This window comes from Haliscomenobacter sp., from assembly GCF_033763495.1.
GTDB lineage: Bacteria > Bacteroidota > Bacteroidia > Chitinophagales > Saprospiraceae > Haliscomenobacter.
The window spans coordinates 1-19,665 of the sequence record NZ_JANRKL010000230.1 but is presented as its reverse complement, the minus strand read 5'-3'; the positions used below and the strand labels follow the sequence as shown (position 1 = coordinate 19,665).

The 19,665-nt window shown below is 44.5% G+C and carries 15 protein-coding genes; 6 read left to right on the top strand and 9 right to left on the bottom strand.

Going from position 1 to position 19,665, the window contains the following annotated elements; translation table 11 throughout:
• Positions 1–515 precede the first annotated feature (515 nt).
• The gene (locus tag SFV55_RS27300; RefSeq protein WP_320032763.1) at positions 516–1,751 is read right to left on the bottom strand and encodes a hypothetical protein; all 1,236 of its coding nucleotides are present in this window, start codon (positions 1,749–1,751) and stop codon (positions 516–518) included.
• A gap of 189 nt (positions 1,752–1,940) precedes the next feature.
• On the opposite strand from SFV55_RS27300, the gene SFV55_RS27295 reads away from it, so the two are divergent.
• Positions 1,941–3,146: an NAD(P)-dependent oxidoreductase gene (locus SFV55_RS27295; protein ID WP_320032762.1), complete on the top strand. Its 1,206-nt coding sequence runs from the start codon at positions 1,941–1,943 to the stop codon at positions 3,144–3,146.
• Positions 3,147–3,300: 154 nt separating this feature from the next.
• On the opposite strand, the gene SFV55_RS27290 is transcribed toward SFV55_RS27295, so the two are convergent.
• Both SFV55_RS27290 and SFV55_RS27285 read right to left on the bottom strand, forming a co-directional pair.
• On the bottom strand, positions 3,301–4,248 hold the full coding sequence (locus tag SFV55_RS27290; protein ID WP_320032761.1) for a phosphoribosylaminoimidazolesuccinocarboxamide synthase: 948 nt from the start codon (positions 4,246–4,248) through the stop codon (positions 3,301–3,303).
• A 134-nt stretch (positions 4,249–4,382) separates the two neighbouring features.
• The gene (locus SFV55_RS27285) at positions 4,383–4,808 is read right to left on the bottom strand and encodes a hypothetical protein (RefSeq protein ID WP_320032760.1); all 426 of its coding nucleotides are present in this window, start codon (positions 4,806–4,808) and stop codon (positions 4,383–4,385) included.
• Between the two features lie 298 nt (positions 4,809–5,106).
• Here SFV55_RS27285 and SFV55_RS27280 point away from each other — a divergent pair, with 298 nt between their 5' ends.
• Together SFV55_RS27280 and SFV55_RS27275 are read left to right on the top strand one after the other, a co-directional pair.
• Positions 5,107–6,345, top strand: a complete 1,239-nt coding sequence (locus tag SFV55_RS27280) for a HAMP domain-containing sensor histidine kinase (protein WP_320032759.1) — start codon at positions 5,107–5,109, stop codon at positions 6,343–6,345.
• A 9-nt stretch (positions 6,346–6,354) separates the two neighbouring features.
• Positions 6,355–7,050 carry a response regulator transcription factor gene (locus SFV55_RS27275; RefSeq protein ID WP_320032758.1) on the top strand — a complete coding sequence of 232 codons (696 nt, stop codon included), beginning with the start codon at positions 6,355–6,357 and terminating at the stop codon, positions 7,048–7,050.
• A 33-nt stretch (positions 7,051–7,083) separates the two neighbouring features.
• Here SFV55_RS27275 and SFV55_RS27270 read toward each other — a convergent pair whose 3' ends face one another.
• Together SFV55_RS27270 and fabD are read right to left on the bottom strand one after the other, a co-directional pair.
• Positions 7,084–7,638 (bottom strand): YqgE/AlgH family protein, encoded by a 555-nt coding sequence (locus SFV55_RS27270; protein ID WP_320032757.1) that lies wholly within the window; start codon positions 7,636–7,638, stop codon positions 7,084–7,086.
• Between the two features lie 30 nt (positions 7,639–7,668).
• Positions 7,669–8,550: an ACP S-malonyltransferase gene (gene fabD / locus SFV55_RS27265; protein ID WP_320032756.1), complete on the bottom strand. Its 882-nt coding sequence runs from the start codon at positions 8,548–8,550 to the stop codon at positions 7,669–7,671.
• Between the two features lie 101 nt (positions 8,551–8,651).
• Between fabD and SFV55_RS27260 the strand changes: the two genes are divergently transcribed.
• Positions 8,652–9,725 (top strand): sensor histidine kinase, encoded by a 1,074-nt coding sequence (locus SFV55_RS27260; protein ID WP_320032755.1) that lies wholly within the window; start codon positions 8,652–8,654, stop codon positions 9,723–9,725.
• A gap of 12 nt (positions 9,726–9,737) precedes the next feature.
• Positions 9,738–10,478: a LytTR family DNA-binding domain-containing protein gene (locus SFV55_RS27255; protein WP_320032754.1), complete on the top strand. Its 741-nt coding sequence runs from the start codon at positions 9,738–9,740 to the stop codon at positions 10,476–10,478.
• Between the two features lie 352 nt (positions 10,479–10,830).
• Here the strand turns inward: SFV55_RS27255 and SFV55_RS27250 are convergent, their stop codons facing one another.
• Entirely contained in the window at positions 10,831–13,377 is a 2,547-nt protein-coding gene (locus SFV55_RS27250; protein ID WP_320032753.1) for an Ig-like domain-containing protein, read from the bottom strand.
• Between the two features lie 217 nt (positions 13,378–13,594).
• Between SFV55_RS27250 and SFV55_RS27245 the strand changes: the two genes are divergently transcribed.
• Positions 13,595–15,016: a hypothetical protein gene (locus tag SFV55_RS27245; protein ID WP_320032752.1), complete on the top strand. Its 1,422-nt coding sequence runs from the start codon at positions 13,595–13,597 to the stop codon at positions 15,014–15,016.
• Positions 15,017–15,105: 89 nt separating this feature from the next.
• On the opposite strand, the gene SFV55_RS27240 is transcribed toward SFV55_RS27245, so the two are convergent.
• From SFV55_RS27240 to mutS, 3 genes are all read right to left on the bottom strand, one after another.
• Positions 15,106–16,188, bottom strand: a complete 1,083-nt coding sequence (locus tag SFV55_RS27240; RefSeq protein WP_320032751.1) for an endonuclease/exonuclease/phosphatase family protein — start codon at positions 16,186–16,188, stop codon at positions 15,106–15,108.
• A 10-nt stretch (positions 16,189–16,198) separates the two neighbouring features.
• Entirely contained in the window at positions 16,199–16,915 is a 717-nt protein-coding gene (gene dapB, locus SFV55_RS27235) for a 4-hydroxy-tetrahydrodipicolinate reductase (protein WP_320032750.1), read from the bottom strand.
• A 71-nt stretch (positions 16,916–16,986) separates the two neighbouring features.
• On the bottom strand, positions 16,987–19,608 hold the full coding sequence (mutS, locus tag SFV55_RS27230) for a DNA mismatch repair protein MutS (RefSeq protein WP_320032749.1): 2,622 nt from the start codon (positions 19,606–19,608) through the stop codon (positions 16,987–16,989).
• Positions 19,609–19,665: the final 57 nt, after the last annotated feature.

Sequence of the window (19,665 nt, the reverse complement as noted above, 5' to 3'; positions counted from 1 at the left end):
GGCAGCCATGGCGTAGTTAGATTCGCCATTTATGGTTCGATGATCATTTTTTATACGGAGTAAACCATCATTCTCCGGCATGCTTACCAATCAGTCGACAATCCTGTCGATACCATTACGCCCCCATTTTCAAAGATCTTGGTTGTTGTGTAGGATTTAGTCTGACACTTCGACTACGCTCAGTGACCAGACTAAATCCAGCACAATAACCCGCCAAAGGTATTAAAAGTTCCAGTAGTCCCCAATAAAAAAATTGCGTGATCTCCAACAAGGGCGATCACGCAATGGTAATGTGGTCACAAAGACCTCGTTGTGTGTTTTCTCATAGTAATGTTCTCCAGCTCAGTAGTGGAGATTAAAGCATGGGATTATGCAAAGTGGCTTAAGCAGCCTTCAGTTCTTGGGATATTTGTCAGCAGTTGATCGTTCTTTCGTGCTTTATACTCTTTCAGACGGGGCATTATTCAAAAGTCACTTATACGCGAAAAAAAAATTTGATAATAATTCAAAAGCAATTATAATCGGGTATTGACAACGTTGTTGTACAAAGCGCCGAAGGTATAACGCACCCCAAAATTGACATTGGAATTGTAGGCAGTAGCCAATTGTTTTTGGCCCAATAAAATGTCTTCTAAAGTTGTGTCACCACGGGGCAAAGTGATCTGGTCGTTCACAATCCGAAAGGTTCCGCCCATATTGAAGGTCATGCCTTTAAAAACCCGCAGCCCTACCCTGCCGTTGATCGACAAGTGATTGCGGGACCAGTCGTTGAGGAAACAACTGCCCTGCATGAACATGGTTACGTCGCCCCATTGCCGCCGCAGGTGCAAATTTACATCCATGACATGGCTGTATACCTCATCTTCCATTTTGAGAAAAATGGTTTCTTCAAAATAACGATTGTGCAGGCGGCCGACATGATAAGCTAGCGTAAATTCCCGGGTAACAACCTCCGAATAAGGTAAAAAACTGTATTCTATCGCCGGGGCGAGCCACATTCCAAACTTGACATTATTATAGGTATTGGAATAAATATTGTTAAAGACCCCTACCGACCAATGATCGCCCAAACTTTTCACAACTTTGGCATTGTACCCATTTTGGCGGCGATAAGAGCGGATTTCTTCCTCATCGGTGCGCACTACCCTTTCCTGAAAATAAAAATTTGGATCGATTCGAATCCTCCATTCTGGAGTCACGTACTCCACATGCATGCCATAACGTAAATCGAAAGTACTGCGCAAAGACTCATTGTCCCAATTGAAACTGGAAAAAACTTCAAACAGCCAGGAGTCCAGCAGCTTTTTACTTTTGCCCACCGGAGTCGTTTCTTTGGGTTTTTCCTGGTTCTTCACCGACAAATCGAGATCAGATACCATAGTAGTTTGGGCTACAAAAGGGATCAAACCCAACTTGATGGTACGCACCAGGCCTTGTTGTTTTTCAAGGGAAGTCATCGTGGGCTCTGCCTGAAATTCTAAGGTAAATTTGTCGTCATCAAAACCTTCTTTTCCCAGAAACTCAAGTTGATGTACAGCTCCACTGCTGCCCGTGGTTTGTGAACTGACCAGGATGTGTACCTGAGCCCGCAATGGGTCATTGGCGTAATTGACAAACTTGATTTCGTTCTTGACGTAGTTGAGGTCACAACCCGGGCAATCCAGGTAAACATTGATTTGGTCTTCAGTGACTTGGGCAAAAGCTGTAGCACCTTTGGCCAAAGCAAAAAACAGGAAGAGGATCCGACACATAGCTGTTGTGAATTTAATGGGTTATGGTTCTTCAAAAATGTTAAAAAGTTCCAAACATCGAAATTACATTATGCCTTGATTCGTCATACTCAAAGGAGACGAGTAACCCATTTTTGATGTAATATTGCAGTTTAAGTGCCTATTTGTATTTGCGAGCAGGCGCGGATTGTCCCTAACCAGAAATAGTTTATGTTAAAAATTGGCATCATCCGGGAAGGTAAAGTGCCACCAGACGCACGCGTTCCGTTGAATCCGAGTCATTGTGCGTTGGCACAGAAGGAGTTCCCGGTAACCATCCATGTTCAGCCCTCTGAAGGGCGTTGTTTTGCTAATGAAGAATACCTGCATGCCGGTATCGAATTGGCCGAAGACCTGCATTCCTGCGACGTGTTGATGGGTGTTAAAGAAGTCCCTGTCGATCTATTGATGCCTAAAAAAACCTACTTTTTTTTCTCCCACACCATCAAGGAACAAACCTACAATCGGAAATTGTTGCAAGCCGTTTTGGCCAAAAACATCCGCCTGATCGACTACGAAGTGTTGACCGATGAACAAGGGCAGCGCCTAATTGCATTTGGCAAATTTGCCGGGATGGTGGGTGCCCACAATGCCTTGTGGACCTACGCCCAACGCACGGGTAAGTTCTCGCTTAAACGGATGAAAGACTGTAAAGATTACGCCGAGGCTCTTGATCTCTACAAACGGACGCCCTGGCCGCCCATCAAAATTGTGCTCACCGGTAGTGGCCGAGTAGGCATTGGTGCGGCGGTGGTTTTGCGCGACATGGGGATTCGGGAAGTAGACCCAATCGAGTTTTTGATGGAGGAGTTTAAAGAACCCGTTTTTACCATTCTACACTCGGAAGATTATGCCGGACGAAAAGATCGGCATCATTTTGACAAAGCCCGTTTTCACAGTCATCCGGAGGAATACCGCAGTATCTTTGAACCCTATTTCCAAACGGCGGATGTGATGATCAACGGGATTTTTTGGAACAACCGGGCACCCGCATTTTTCACCAAAGAAGAAATGCGTAGGCCTGACTTTCGCATTCGGGTGATTGCGGACATAACTTGCGATATTGCGCCAATTTCATCCATCCCAGCTACCTTAAAAGCTTCAACCATCGCTGAGCCCGTTTTTGGCTACGATCCCTTTACGGAAGCAGAATGTGCGCCTTATCAAGAGCATTGTATTGATGTGATGAGCATCGACAACTTGCCGAATGAATTGCCCCGCGATGCTTCAACGGCTTTTGGCTCCATGTTTATTTATCGTATCTTGCCCGAGTTGTTGAAGGAAAATAGTGAGGTATTGGAACGGGCGACGATTGCCGAAGGGGGAAAATTGACATCGAGGTATACGTATTTGCAGGGGTATGTGGAAGGAAGGTAAAGATATATCAGTGGGCTTACAAGTGAACATTTTTATTTTTGCCACAAAGACTCAAAGGCGCTAAGTACCATATTGCCAATTAAAAGTGCTTTGTGTCTTCGAGTCTTTGTGGCAAAAAAATGTCCAGTCTGTGGTAGTTTTCTGGCTCAAGACCCTATCCCAAAAAACTCAAAATATTCCGCTCAATCCGCCCTTGGATATCCGCTGTATCCGCCTTCACAAACCCCGTCCCCGTAATCCGCTCGTACAACTCGATGTAGCGATTGGAGATTTCCCAGACGAACTCATCTGACATGGCGGGAATCGTTTGCCCCTCCTTGCCTTGAAAGCCATTTTCAATTAGCCATTCGCGGACAAATTCTTTGGAGAGTTGTTTTTGGCGTTCACCTTTGGCCTGTCGTTCGGCATAGCCGTCCAGGTAAAAATAGCGAGAGCTATCAGGGGTGTGGATTTCGTCGATGACATAGATTTTGCCATCCTTTTTGCCAAACTCGTATTTGGTGTCCACCAGAATCAAACCTTGTTTGGCGGCCATTTCGGTGCCCCGTTGAAAGAGTGCACGAGTATACGCTTCCAATTGGAGGTAGTCTTCTTCACTCACGATACCTTTGGCGATGATGTCTTCACGACTGATGTCTTCATCGTGGCCCTCTTCAGCCTTGGTGGCGGGGGTGATAATCGGTTCAGGAAAGCGGTCATTTTCACGCAGGCCTTCAGGTAAGGATACTCCGCAAAGGCTGCGTTCGCCGCTGGCGTAAACCCGGGCTGAATGTCCTACCAAATAGGCGCGAATCACCATTTCTACCCGAAAAGGCTCGCAGGCATAACCCACCGCTACGTTTGGGTCGGGGGTGGCGATCAACCAATTGGGCACTATGTCTTCGGTGGCTTTTAAAAAATGAGCGGCAATTTGATTCAAAACCTGCCCTTTGTAGGGTATGGGTCGTGGAAGGACGTAATCAAAAGCAGAAATGCGATCGGAAGCGATCATCAACAGTTGATCAGCAAGGGTATATACATCACGTACCTTGCCCCGATAAAATGCGGTTTGGCCAGGCAGTTGAAAGTTGCTTTCGCGAATGGCGTGTTGTTCTGGTAACATACTTTGTAGGTTCGAAGGTTCCAGAGTTCCTGGAGTTGGGGCAAAAGTACAATTCCAGCCGGATTCGGCCAAAATAATTGCACAACTGAATCCTCAACCCATCAATCCTTGGTCCCTTCGAACCCACAAGATCACTACAACGCTGCAGTGGCTTTGGTAGTCTTTGCAGCAGGCTTAGTGGTCGAAGCTTTCATCGCTCCTGTTTTTGGACATTTGCTAGGGTCACACTTGGTAGGATCGCACTTGCTCAGATCACAATTGCTTGGATCACAATTACTAGGATCGCAAGACTTAGTGGCAGGGGCATTAAAATTGGTAATGCCACTTACAAAAGCTACCAGGCTGGGAGCTGTTTGAGCGGAAGCAGTGGAAGCCTCGCTACACTTACTGGTAGTTGCAGTGCTGGCAGTTGCTTTCGCCATATCACAGCCACTTTTCTTTTCAGAAACACTGGCCGTAGAAGCAGTGCTTGCTTTAGCTTTTTCGCAGCAAGATTGAGCATTAAGGGCATTCATACCCATGAACATCAAAGCAAAGAGGATTAAAAATGAGTAACGCATGAGATTTGGTTAAAAATGATTCACCCAGATCCGCTGGGTTGCCGGTGGTACAAAAGTAGGTCGTCAGGATCGATTGAGGTGTTTTATGCCTGTTATTCACTTGTTAACCGCCTGTTAAAATGACCTGGCTTTGGTTTTTTTGCTGTTTTTTTGCAAAAGATTTTTGCTACAAGCCTATATAGTGGGGCAAAAATAAGTGTTCATTTTTCCTGAGCCAAAGGATTAGATACGACACTTAAAATGAAACGTTTACTTATCTAATCCTTTGGCAAAATGAACACTTATTTTTTATCGCCCTATGAGAACGAATCGAATAAAAATAGTCATTGTTGCTTCTTGTCTGGCACTGCTGGGTTTAATTGCCATCCAGGTGCGCTGGATGAATTATTCCCGGGTATTGCTGGACGAGCAATTTGAGCATCGCGTGGACATGGCCCTTTGTAATGCGGTACAAACCACCGCCGAGGAACCGCTAAAAAGTACCGTAGGCATGACCTGCGCCAACAGCAAGGAAGGCTGCTGTGCGGATGCTGTTTCGGAAAGTATGATCCTCAGCGATGCCCAATTGCGCAAAAACCTGGATCGTTCCCTGGCTTTTTACGACATCAACCTGCCCTATAATGTAAATGTAGTCAATCCTGGTCAAAACAACAATTCTAAGGCTAAAGCTTATTCCTGCGCGCTGGATCCTCTGGTTGTAGATGATACCCGCAGGTTAGAATTGAGTTTCCCCACCAAACAAAGTTATTTATTGGGGCAAATGAATGTGATGATTGGCAGCTCCATCCTGATCCTCAGTGTTATTTTACTGGTCTTTTTTGCGGCCAGTTATTACCTCTTGAAACAAAAGCGCCTCTCCGACCAAAACATCGATTTTTTCAACCACATGGCGCATGAATTCAAAACGCCATTGACCAATATCAAATTAGCCGCCAATTTGTTGGCCCGTAAAAAACCGGAACTCAAGGACGATCAGGTATTACAAGTCATTGGTAAAGAAAGCAATCAATTGATCCACCAAATTGAACGGTTTTTACAAATGGCCAGTTTGGAGTTCAATAAAAACCCATTACAAAGGCATAGCCTGGAACTGGAACCCTTAATCCGCGAAGTGATTGAAGACCTGACCCCACTCATTCGTGAAAAAGACGCTGTCGTAGAACTGGAAGTAAAAGGCGCTCTGCCACCTATGACGGGTGATGCCTTGCACCTGCGCAATGCTTTCCGCAACCTGATCGACAATGCCCTGAAATACTGTGAAGTTAAACCCAGTATTCAGATAGCTTTGGAAGTGAATAAAAACGATCAAATCCAGGTGGCCATTCGCGACAATGGCCTGGGAATTTGTGAAAGTGAGTTGTCTAGCATTTTTAAAGATTTCAACCGTGGGGCGGAAGCAACCGCCAAACGTTTCAGTGGTTTTGGGCTTGGCTTGGCCTATGTCAAAAAAATTGTCGATCTGCACAAAGGCGTTATAGCCGTTGACAGCACTCAAAAACAGGGCACGTGTTTTTCCATGAGTTTTCCTATCAAATAAAAAGGGGTTATGGCCGTCAAAGGAAATATTCTGCTGGTTGAGGACGACCTGAATTTGGGTTTTTTACTGATGGAACTGTTGGAGTCAGAAGGTCATACGGTAAAGTTGGCGCGCAATGGCCAAAATGGCCTTGATCATTTTAAAAAAAACGGCTTCGACCTTTGTATCCTGGATGTGATGCTGGGGGATACGGATGGTTTTCAGGTCGCTAAACAAATTCGCCTGGAGAATGAACAGATTCCTTTCCTTTTTCTCACGGCCCGGGTTTTGAAAGAAGATCGGCTGAAAGGATATGCCCTGGGTGCAGAAGACTACATCAGCAAACCCTTTGATGAGGAAGAATTGTTGTGCAAAATAGCCGTCATCCTGCGCCGGAATCAACAACAAATCAGTTCCGAATTGCCGGTGCAATTCCAGATTGGGGATTATTTTTTTGACTACAAGCGTCAGGAATTAGTGTACGGTGAGCAGGTAGAACGCATCACTGAGAAGGAAAACGAGGTGTTGCGCCTCCTCTGTCTGCATCAAAACAACATCTTGCGCCGCGACGACGCCGTGGAAAGGATATACGGGGAAAAAGATTATTTTTTGGGCCGGAGTTTTGATGTGTTCATTTCTCGCCTACGGAAAATGCTGCGCCACGACCCGCGCATCAGCATTGAAAATGTTTTTAAGGTGGGCTTTATTTTGAAGGTAAAACTGTAGAGACGTTGCATGCAACGTCTCTAACTGGATTCATCAATTCCAATTCGCCGAATCCGGCATTTGTGCGATCACCGTATAGGTTTTTCCCTTGTTTTTCATAATTTCCTGCCACAATTCGGCAGGGTCCATTTTGAACAAATAATTGGCATCAGTATCGGCAATTACCCAGGAACCGGTGGTCATCTCTTCTTGCAATTGTCCTTCGCCCCAGCCAGTGTAGCCCAAAAAGAAACGGATATTGCTGGGCTGAATCAGTTCAGAAGCAATCAGGAATTTGAGTTTTTCAAAATCCCCACCCCAATATACCCCATTGGAAACCTTGATGCTGCCCTCCAAAAGGTCACCTACATTGTGGAGGTAGTGAAGGGTCGTTTCGGGTTCAACCGGCCCCCCAAAAAACACCTCTGCATCAAATTCCGGAAAATCTTCCAGGATGGCGTTGATCCGGTGATTCAGTGGACGATTGATGACAAAACCAATGCTGCCATCATCACCATGATCACACAGCAATACGGCAGCCCTTTTGAAGTTTGGATCCAACATAAAGGGTTCCGCTAACAGAATTTTTCCAGCCTTTAGCGCCTTCATAGGATTATGGTTGCCCACGGATACCGCAGGTTATAACGCACTTGTTGGAAAAGCGCGATCAATTTTTTTTACCAGGCCTTGCAATACCTTTCCTGTTCCTCCTACTTCTACAAACTCGGTCACTCCGGACTGGATCATGTTTTGCATGGTTTGAGTCCAGCGAACTGGAGCAGTCAATTGTTCAATCAACTTTGCCTTGATTTGCTCAGGGTCTGTTTCGGCCTGCGCGTTTACGTTTTGATAGATGGGGCAAAGCGGTGTTGCAAATGTTGTAGCATGAATCGCTGCTGCCAATTCCTCCTGAGCCGGTTGCATCAGGGGCGAGTGAAAGGCACCACCTACCTGCAACAAAATTGCTTTGAGTGCACCAGCTTCCTTGCACAAATTTACTGCTTTTTCTACACCCGAGATGGTGCCAGAAATCACCAATTGTCCAGGACAATTGTAATTCGCTGGTACCACCAGATCATCGCTGATAGAGGCACAAATTTCTTCAACTTTTTCGTCGGACAAACCCAATACCGCAGCCATGGTGCTTGGTTGAATTTCGCAGGCTTTTTGCATCGCCATAGCCCTTTTGTATACCAGGGTAAGGGCAGCTTCAAAGGATAAAGATTTAGCTGCTACCAAAGCAGAAAATTCACCAAGTGAATGTCCAGCAACGGCATCAGGCTGAAAGCCTTCTCCAGCCAGGTTTGCTTTGACAATCGAGTGTAAAAAAATGGCTGGTTGGGTAATTTTGGTTTGTTTGAGGTCTTCTTCAGTCCCTTCAAACATTACATCCGTGAGTGAAAAACCCAGGATTTCATTGGCTTGATCAAACAATTTTTTTGCGCTCGCGTCGCTCCCGTATAAGTCTTTTCCCATTCCCACAAATTGGGAACCTTGTCCTGGAAAAATATAAGCTTTCATGCAGTACTACTTTTTTCGCTACAAAAGTACTATTTTGTTGATTAGTTTATCCGATAATTTGGTGACGCTTGGTTCAGTTAGGCGTTATCAACAACTCAACTATGGAAACGGTTATTAGAAACCCTTTAAAATCAGGTGAAAGAATCACCGATCTGATTTTTTCAGCGCGAGGAGCATACCATATGCTTTTTTGGGCAATTGTTTTGTTGGTCCTTACCATTGTAGAAGGTACCCAGCGGGGCTTCTTTTTTACCATCACCAATGAGTTGATCACCATTTTTTTTTCAGCCTTGATTGTCTACATTAATTTACTGTACCTCATTCCAAACTACCTTACGCAAAACCGTTTTTTGACTTATGCTTTGTTACTCATTTTGATCGTGCTTGTCCTCACACCGATCAAAACCTTGATTTTTTATTTCAAGTTTGCCCATTACCCGCTTGAACAGGGGAAGATTCAGCAGACGCAGCTGGCGTTTTTTTTGTTTCACTTTTTGTTCGCCACGGGTTCAACGATATTTAAAATTGTTACGGATTGGTTTTACTACCTCCGCGAGAAACAGGTCCTGGAAACCGAAACCATGCAATCCGAATTGCGTTTTTTAAAATCGCAGATCAATCCTCATTTTTTATTCAACACCCTCAACAACTTATACGCACTAACTCTAAAAAAATCGGATCTTGCCCCGGAGATAGTCATCAAGCTTTCGGAAATGATGCGCTACATGCTCTACGATTGCAACGAAAAGCGTGTACTTTTGAGCAAAGAAGTGGCTTATCTGCAAAACTACCTCGACCTAGAAAAATTGCGGCAGGGCAATAATGTGACCATCAATTTCACGGTGGAAGGTCAAATCAGTGAACAACGAATTGCCCCCCTGCTGTTTATCCCTTTTTTGGAAAATAGCTTTAAACATGGATTAAATAGCTATATTACCAACGGAGGGTTTGTAAACGTACTCTTACAGGTTGATCAACAAACAGTACATTTTTCGATTGAAAACAGCAAACCCGAAAAAGTACCCATTGCTGACCCCAACCGACGTAGTGGCGGAATTGGTTTAGTCAACGTACACCGCCGACTTAACCTCATGTATCCCAACCATTACGAACTAAAAATCGACAATAACCCTAAAACGTACATTGTCGATTTGATGATTGAATTAGACGAATAACCAAACAAGGTCATGATCAAAGTAATCATCGTAGATGACGAACCGTTGGCTCAAGATGTGTTAGAAACTTATGTAGAAAAGTTTCCTGAACTGAGTCTGGTCCAAAAATGCAACAATGCCCTAGAGGCAAACGAAGTCCTGAAAAATCAAGACATTGACTTGATGTTCCTCGACATTCAAATGCCTCAATTGACCGGGATTGATTTTTTAAAAACCTTAACCCGGCCTCCTTTGGTCATTTTCACCACAGCCTATCCCAATTATGCCTTGGAGGGCTTTGAGTTGAATGCCCTGGATTATCTCCTCAAACCCATCTCGCTCGAGCGTTTCATCAAGGCTGTCAACAAAGCCGTCGAACAAATCAAACTCCAGCGCAATGAACAAGGTTCGGCGAGTTCGCATCCTGCCGAGGGGGGTGATCATCCTGACTATATCTTCGTCAAGGCAGATAAAAAGCTGGTCAAGGTCAATTACCACGATATCATTTACATCGAGGGGTTAAAGGACTACGTCATCATCCGTATGGAAAATCAAAGGGTGATCACTCTGCAGACCATGAAAAGTTTGGAAGATAAACTTCCACCAACGCGTTTCAAACGCATCCACCGTTCTTACATCATCAACATTGACAAGATCAATGCCATTGTAGGCAATATGGTGGAAGTAATGGAAAAAAACCAGGCTAAACATTTGCCGATTGGAAAAAACTATCGGGATGAGTTGAATGATATGATTGAGAAGAACAAGCTTTAAACACTTTAAGACCAAAGGGCCATGTCGCAATTGACATGGCCGTACGATAATTATAATCCCATGAACATATCCAGATGAGTGTTAAAAAGCTGAAGGGTTGAAAAGTCTCATGCATCTCATTAGCACTCCACACGATTTCCTTTTCAAATCAACTTTATACAAATATTTCACTTTCTTTTGGAGAAAGCAAATTTGAGTGACAAAAATATTACAAAACAAAAAAAGCCGCGCATCAGACTGCACGGCTCTCACTAGCAATGATTATAATTCCACGAATAATAAGCTTAGTGAAGGAAACGCAGCCGAAGCCGCGATTATTACACATGCGAGAAAAAATAAATTATTTGCTGGTTTATTTTAAAACCTCAAATTTCTCGCTGTATACTCCTTTGTCGGTAAACACCTTGGCTATGTACATTCCTTCGATCCAGTGGCTAACGCCAATTTCTGCATAAGGATTGCCATCACCGAGGCTGTTGTGAACCATTTGCCCAAGGGCATTGAATATTTGCAGGCGTTGCAAGCTTGCACCGTTGCGCAAGTCCAGCCGCACTACATTTGAAGCTGGGTTAGGGAACAAACGAACCGAAGGTTGTTTTTGTTCCAATGGCCGCCCCAAGTTTGGTGTAGCTGGTTTTGTACCGGTCTTTTTGAATTTCAATTCGAAAGGTGCAACCCGGATGCCAAAAGTTTGGCCGGTGCTAGAGATACCAGTACCCGTGCCGCCTTCGAATTGGATGACGGTTTCGCCTTCGTTACCATCAGGTAAGCTAAAGCCTTCGATTGCATCAATTACCACACCTTTTCCCTTGCCGATCCGTCCATAGCCACTCACCAACATTTTATTGGTGCGGGTGTAGGCCATTTCCAATAAGCCTTTATTGTTGTCTCGGGTCATGCTCAATACAGGTGAGTTGTAGCCCAACCAGCTGTCCTCACTAAAGCTGACACTAAATGAGTTGGGTTTAAACAAATTGGGATTATATGGAAGTGCAAAAGTAAAGCCATACAAGTCTACCACCGGGTTTTTCTCATCCCCAATCACCAGATCAAACTCAAATGGTTTGCCTGGCTCCAATTCCTGATTGGACACAATCCGAATTTCGTAGTTGTAAAAAGGAATGGCGGTAGGTATAAAAGAGTGGGTATTGCCATAAAACTTGCTGATCGCCAGCGTGTCCCGATCCATAATCAGGCTATCTCCATCGGTATCGAGGTGTTTGAGATCGTAGCCTGTTACATAAGGGTTGTTCCAGTCACTGCCATTTTGGCCGTACCATTCATTCAGGTCGGCAGCTTCACGTGCAACACCAACTTCACCCATGTGCAAGCCAAGTGGCAATAAATCATTCAAATCGACGATACCGTCCTGGTTGGTATCACCCGCCCATACACAATCATCCACGCAAGAAGGCAAAACAGGGCTACCTACGTTGAGAACATCTACTTCGACTTTGATGCTCTTGCGGTTTTTGCAGTCTTTGCTGTCGGCGGGGCAATAAGACACCTCAAAGGCGTCAACTCCCGTAAAGCCTTGATTAGGCACATATAATAGTAAGTTGAACCCAAAAATCCGGCGCCCCGACACGACCTGGTCTACCTTACCGGGGTAGAACACTACTTTACCTTGCTTGGCCTGGGCCACAATATTAAAAGTATAGTTTTCGATTGGTACATTGTAAGCAATCACCAGCGGTGTGGACTTTGCCGTGCTCATCAAAAACTTGGTATAAGCAGGTTCATAATTGCTCACATAAACGTATACCGTAGCTTCTTCGCCAACGCCACCACAGCCTGGAGGATAACTTTTGTAAGTAAACTGGTCTACCCCAATGAAACCGTTAGGTGCCTTGTAGGTAAAGATACCCTTGTTGCGGCTGTCGTAACTGACCTGACCATATTTGGGTTGGGCGTATTCTATACAACCGGCTCCGTAGACATAGCCATCGTTCAGTAAAACATCTACTTCAACGTTCTTTCCTGGAAGCACATCCGCACGATCATCCACTGCAAATTTATTGCGCACCTGATCAAGTACTTCTATTTTGGCTACAATTTTTGCATTCCCGTCCTCAAAAGTCAAATAGTCTAAACCCTTAAAATTGGGATTGGGGCTATAAACCGGAACATCCAACTCTCCATTGAAAAACCCGTGTTGAGGATCTTGAGTAAGTCCATACACTGCAGGGATCAAAACAGGAGCGCTTTCATTTTTAAGGGTAAAAATTTTAATGGTATCCGGCTTGGAGCGATCATTCCGATCCACAAAAATGCTGACCGAAGCTTGATCACAAGAACCTACTTTGTCACAAACCGTGTAAATCAATTTTGCGGTGCCAGAAAAACCCGGTTTGGCTTGAAACTCAATATTGGGGTCACCTTTGGTGATTTTTGAAGTACCATTATTGATCGTAGATACGCTGACAATTTCGAGGCCTCCGACGTTAGAAACATCATTGGTCAATACATTTAACTTAACGGGTGTCGCAGCAGAAGGAACGTAGTACAAATCTGGGTAAGCATCAACTTTTGACAATTTTACGGTTACAGCTACCGTCACTTCTTTGAAACAGTTGTTGCCAGCTACACATGTTCTGACAAAATAGGAAAAAGTATCCAGACCGATATACCCAGCATTGGGTGCGTAAACGATGGTGAAAATTTTAGAACCATTGGATCCATCCACGGTCATAGAGGCATCAAGGAAAGCTTGCCCATGCTTTGGATAAAGAATTACACCTGAACTGCTCACCCCTTCATAAATCACCTTGGAGGGCGTATCCTGAAGGGTAACCAAAGAATCAAGTTGCTTTTGGGCGGGTAGAATCAAAGGGACTAACAGAAATAAGAATACCCTAAACAGGGTACGTAATACAGTTTTTGGTAGAAATACATTCATGGTTTCGTGGATTTACATCATTGCTAAAAAACGCGACACAATACTTTGGGGCTAAGATACGACACTCCTGGTGAATTGTCTAAAAAATGCCAAAGGAAAAAAAAGAAAAGTTTCTTTATTTTACCCCCCCGAACAGCTGATATCAAAAACCGTACCAGTGTTCATTTTTATACGACAATCAAGCATTCATTTCAATCTGTAAATCAAATGTTAAGGGATGCAAAATTTTAAACTTTTCCAGATACTGGCCCAGTTTGATAAGTTGGAACAAAATCGCATCCGCAAGTTCATCCAATCGCCCTATTTCAACAAAGATAGGGTGGTGCTAGCCCTTTTTGAATTGATGACAGAAGAAATCAATGCTCCCTCGGACAAAGAATGGCCCAAGGAAAAAATTTGGAACATTTTAGTCCCTGAACTCCCTTATGACGATGCGAGGTTGAGAAAGTATCAGTCTGATTTGTTAAAACTTGTAGAACAGTATTTGATTCAGCAGGAATTTGAAGATGATGTTTTTGCATCAAAAGCTTATTTGCTTCGTTCAATTAGGAAAAAGAAGCTTAAGAAATTACACAATTCAACTCTAAAATCCGTAAAGGAGATCCCGGAAAAAACCTCTTATCGCGATGGAAATTATTATTTGGGGCAATTCATGATAGAATCTTCTTACGATCAACTAATAAGCGATTTTGAAGATAAAAAAACTGAAAAAACTAACCTTGAAGGGATTTCTAAATACCTTGATTGCTTTTATATCGGAGAAAAACTAAGAATATATTGCGAAGTTCTCTCCCGTAAAAAATTTGCCAAACATGAATATGATATTTCCTTAATTGAGGAAACTTTAAGCATATCTGAACGAGAAGAATATCAAAAAATACCATTCATATCCATTTATTATCAAATTTTCAAAATGTATATTGATCCCCAAGATGTTAACCATTATTATAAATTTCAGCAATTGTTGACAGAATCATCACATTTTTTTCCTAGGAGTCAAGAAAAAATATTTTATGATTTTGCCCAAAACTACTGTATCAATCAACTAAACCAGGGTAATAGTGGTTTTCTGAAAGAACTATTTAGTGTTTATCAAAATTTAATCGATAAGGGTTTCTTTATATCAGAAGGCCGCATGGAATCTATAGAATTTAGAAACATCGTGGTTGTTGGATTAAGAAATGGTGCATATGACTGGATTGAAAATTTCATTTACAAATACATAAACCTATTACCTGCAGAACTCAGGGAAAATACATTGTCATTCAATTTATCACAATTGTATTTTTATCAAAAAAAGTATGAAAAAGTAATTAAGTTACTCCAAGAAGTAGAATATAATGACTACGTAACCAACTGTAATGCTAAGACTACACTAATAGGTGCCTATTATGAAGAAAATGAATTTGAGCCATTGTTTTCATTACTGGAAAGTTTCAGGGTCTATCTAAATCGAAATAAAGAAATTCCATTAGCACGGAAAATAAATTATAAAAACCTGATTAGATTCACCAAGAAATTAATTAGCATTGCTCCAAACAATAAAAAAGCACTCATTCAGCTGAAAACAGAAGTAGAGGCTACCAAAAATATCCCCTCCCGCGACTGGCTCCTCGAAAAAATCGCCGAACTCGAATAACAAGAACGATACCCACGTCCATGAATATCATTCCAATTCAGCATGGTTTAGTCGACCCTGATAAAGTCAGGATTGACTAGTTAAAGTTTTCACGGTAGCAACTCCACCTCCATCCACACCGCCTGATGATCCGAAAACCTGAAATTTTGATTGATCCCCTTGATTTTTTTCACCTTTACATTGGGTGAAACCAGAAAATAATCGATTAAGGTTACATACGTTTTGTACTGCTGATAGGGGCGGTCATTGTCACGATTGGTGGGTACCGTAGGGTCATAAATCCAGTTCCAGTCAGCAGGGAACAATTCATGATCCATATTCTGCCCTCGGAATTCTGGTTTTTTCTCCTTCATAAACACATCCGGCGACAAAAACGGTGGACAGGTATTCCAATCGCCCCCTGCAATGACATAATTGCCTTTTTTGTATTCTTTCAGGGCCAGATCGCGTAAAAATGCCTCCTGTTGCTTTTTGATGCCCCCCTTATCGAAGGCTTCATTGTGGATGTTGATCACCACCAGATCTTTGCCAAAACTGGTTTTGTACCGCGTGTAGCCCAAACAACGATCCAGCATGAACAAACGTTTGGGCCAGCCAAATTTACCCGGCAATTGCAAACGCTGGACCTCGGCAGGCTCATACCTGGAAAAGGTAGCCAGTCCACTGTTCACAGCACCATAGGCATTCCAGGGCTCCAATACGGGCACTGGCACCCGCTGGGCAATGTAATTGGGAAAGTAGGCTGCAAAAAAGCCCGGGGCTTTTTGCTGCATGGCCGTAAACTGATTCCGGTAATAGCTGCGTTTGGATGCGTAATCCACCTCCTGAAACAGGTAAAAGTCGGCTTGATACGTTTTGACCGCGGCCGTGGTCCCTTCAAAGTACTGATCCACGAGTTGTTTGGGTGGGCGAACCATGCGGCCTCGCGAGGTAAAAAAACCACCGCCCTGGTAAAAAAAGTCTGCTTCTGCCCCCAGTCCGGCGTAGCCCTGATTCCAGATGAGCAGAGAAATTACACTGTCTGCCAGCACTTTTTCCTCTGCATGAGCCTTAACTTCAGCCGGCAAAACGGGAGCCGGTTGATAATCAGTGAGAGTGCCGTGCAACATGATTCCTCCAAAGTATAGGGCAAAAATCAGGGGTAAAATGCCCAGCCAGCGCAATTTTTTCATCGTTCTGTTTTTAGAAGCCTAAGAGATCGGACATGCCGAATATGCCCTTTTTACCCACCAACCAGGCAGCAGCCTGCACAGCACCACTGGCAAACCCCTCCCGCGAATGGGCAGTGTGCCGAATTTCGATATTATCGATCGCCGATTCGTAATAAATCTCGTGGGTGCCCGGAGCAGGGTCAACACGATAAGACAAGATACTCAGCTCATCGCTGGATTCTGCCTTTTGATTGACCCACTGCTTTTTGCGGCCAATTTGCTCAAGAATACCTTCCGCCAAGGTAATGGCGGTGCCACTGGGTGCATCCAACTTTTGGGTATGGTGGGTTTCGGCCATGCGTACTTCGTACTGGGGGTGTGCGCTCATCATTTGGGCCAGGTAGCGATTGACGGCAAAAAAGATGTTGACCCCAATGCTGTAATTAGAGGAGTGGAACAAAGCGCCATTGTATTGGGCGCAGCAGGCTTTGGCCTCTTCCAGATGCTGCAACCAACCCGTTGTGCCCACGACCACGGGAGTACCTGCTTCAAGGCATTTTTTGAGGTTTTCAACCGCTGTTTCAGGGCGCGTAAACTCAATTGCTACGTCTGCTTTGCGCAGGTTTTCGGGTGTAAAGTCAGCGATGTTGTTCACATCAATGCGCAAGACCACTTCATGGCCTTGTTGTTGGGCAATTTGTTCGATGGCCTTGCCCATTTTGCCATAGCCAATTAATGCAATTTTCATGTTTTTTTTTTATCGTAGGGTCAACCCTTGCGGTTGCCCGCTCATACCAGGGGCAACCGCGAGGGTTGACCCTACTCGATCATGCCTTTTAATTCCCGCAATTTCAGCATACAATCAATCGGAGTCATGGTATTGAGGTCCACTTCCTGCAATTTGGCTTTGATCTGGCCCGCCATTGGGTCAACCGTTTCAAAGATGCTTAGTTGAATGGATTCAGTACTGATTTGTTTGGTTTTAGGCTTTTCAACATTGGGACCATCAGCATGGATACTTTCCTGATTGATGGATTTTTGTTCCAGTTGTTCCAAAATGTGATTGGCACGTTCCACGATCATTTTGGGCATACCCGCCATCTTCGCTACATGAATGCCAAAACTATGCTGGCTCCCTCCCGCAGTCAATTTTCGCAAAAAAATCACTTTTTGCCCTACTTCCTTTGTAGCGACGTGGTAATTCTTGATGCGGGGAAATTTTTCACACAACTCATTCAATTCGTGATAGTGAGTGGCAAACAAGGTTTTGGGCCGCGCCAGAGGGTTGTTGTGCAAATATTCCGCAATCGACCAGGCGATGGAAATCCCATCGTAAGTGCTCGTACCCCGACCAATCTCGTCCAGCAGAATTAAACTGCGATCCGAGATATTGTTCATGATACTGGCCGTTTCGTTCATCTCCACCATGAAGGTTGACTCGCCAGAGGAGATGTTATCGGAGGCACCAACCCGGGTGAATACCTTGTCCAAAATTCCGAGGTGCGCTGATTTTGCTGGCACATATGCCCCCATTTGAGCCATGAGGCAGATGAGGGCAGTTTGGCGCAGCAAAGCAGATTTTCCAGCCATGTTTGGCCCGGTGATCATCAGGATTTGTTGGTGTTCATGGTCGAGGAAAACGTCGTTGGGTACATACAGTTCTCCCAGGGGTAATTGTTGTTCAATCACCGGGTGACGCCCCTCCCGGATGTCGATTTCCAGGCCTTCGCTGAGCTGGGGACGGCAATACTGGTGCCGAATGGCTACTTTGGCAAAAGACATGATACAATCCAGCCTGGCCAACAAGGTGGCATTGTGTTGTACAGGCTGGATGTAGTCGTTGAGGTCCAGTACCAGTTCCTGAAACAAACGATCTTCCAGCTCCAAGATCTTTTCTTCGGCACCCAGGATTTTAGCCTCCAGCGTTTTAAGCTCTTCAGTGATGAAACGTTCGGCGTTGGCCAGCGTTTGTTTGCGCATCCATTCAGGTGGGGTTTGGTTTTTGTATTTGTTGGTCACTTCCAGATAGTATCCAAACACACTATTGAAGCCTATTTTGAGGCTGGGAATGCCGCTGCGCTCGATTTCTGCTTCCTGAATGCCCTGGAGCAATTCTTTGGCATGGTTGATGATATGGCGCAATTCATCCAATTCAGCGGAGAACCCGTCCGCAATCACCCCACCTTTACTCAGGTTCACTGGCGGTTCGTCTACAATTTGCCGGGCAATCCGTTCCACCAAACCGGGGCAAGGATTCAAGCCATCGGCTATTTTTGCCAATTCATCGTGGCCAGTGCTGCTCAGCATTGCTCGCAAGGGTGCCACCGCCATCAAGGCCTTTTTGAGCTGCACCAATTCTCTTGGGTTGACCTTGCCGAGGGGCACTTTTGAAATCAAGCGTTCCAAATCCCCCATTTGCCGCAGGTATTGTTCAACCGTGCGGGCATTTTCGTCATTTTCCAAAAAATACGCCACCATTTCCAAACGGGAATCAATGGTCGCTTTGGACTTGAGGGGCAGCACCATCCATTTTTTGAGCAAACGTGCCCCCATCGGGGATACCGTTTGATCCAGGATTTTCAACAGAGAAACGCCTGTTTCATGGGGGCTTGACAACAATTCCAGGTTCCGAATCGTAAACCGATCCAGCCACACGTAGCGATCCTGATGGATGCGGGTGATGGAGGAAATGTGTTTAAGGTTTTTGTTCTCGGTGCTTTCCAGGTAATGCAAAGCAGCTCCGGCAGCTATCTGCCCCAGCTCCATATCTTCTACGCCAAATCCCTTGAGGTTCTGCACTTCGAAGTGTTTGAGCAATTTCTCACGGGCATAATCCGTGGTAAAAACCCATTCATCAAGGGTGTAGAGGTAAAATTTTTCACCAAACCGGCTTTCGAATTGCTTACGGCGGTCTTTGGAAAAAATGACTTCAGAAGGATTAAAGCCCTGTAACAATTTGTCAATGTAGGTCCAATCCCCCTCGCTCACCAAAAACTCCCCCGTAGAGATATCCAAAAAGGCAATTCCAAAATCGTCTTTCTTCCCAAAATACAAAGCGGCCAAAAAATTATTGGATTGGTGATCGAGCAATTTGTCATCTACAGCTACGCCAGGAGTAATTACTTCGGTAACTCCCCGACGCACAATTTTTTTGAGGGGAGAGGGTTTTTCCAGTTGTTCACAAATGGCTACCCGGTAACCAGCCCGTACTAGGCGAGGCAAATACAAATCGAGGGAATGGAAGGGAAACCCAGCCAACTCAGTGTCGTTGCCTCCATTGTTCCGGCTAGTCAGTACGATGCCCAATACTTTAGAGGCAGTTACGGCATCACTGCCAAAGGTTTCGTAAAAGTCCCCTACCCTGAACAACAGGATTGCATCAGGGTACTTTTTTTTCACCTTATTGTATTGATCCATTAATGGTGTCACTTTCTCTGACATAGCGTGGAATGGGTTTGGGGGACGATTTGCAAGCACGCAAAGATAAGTACCAGATTA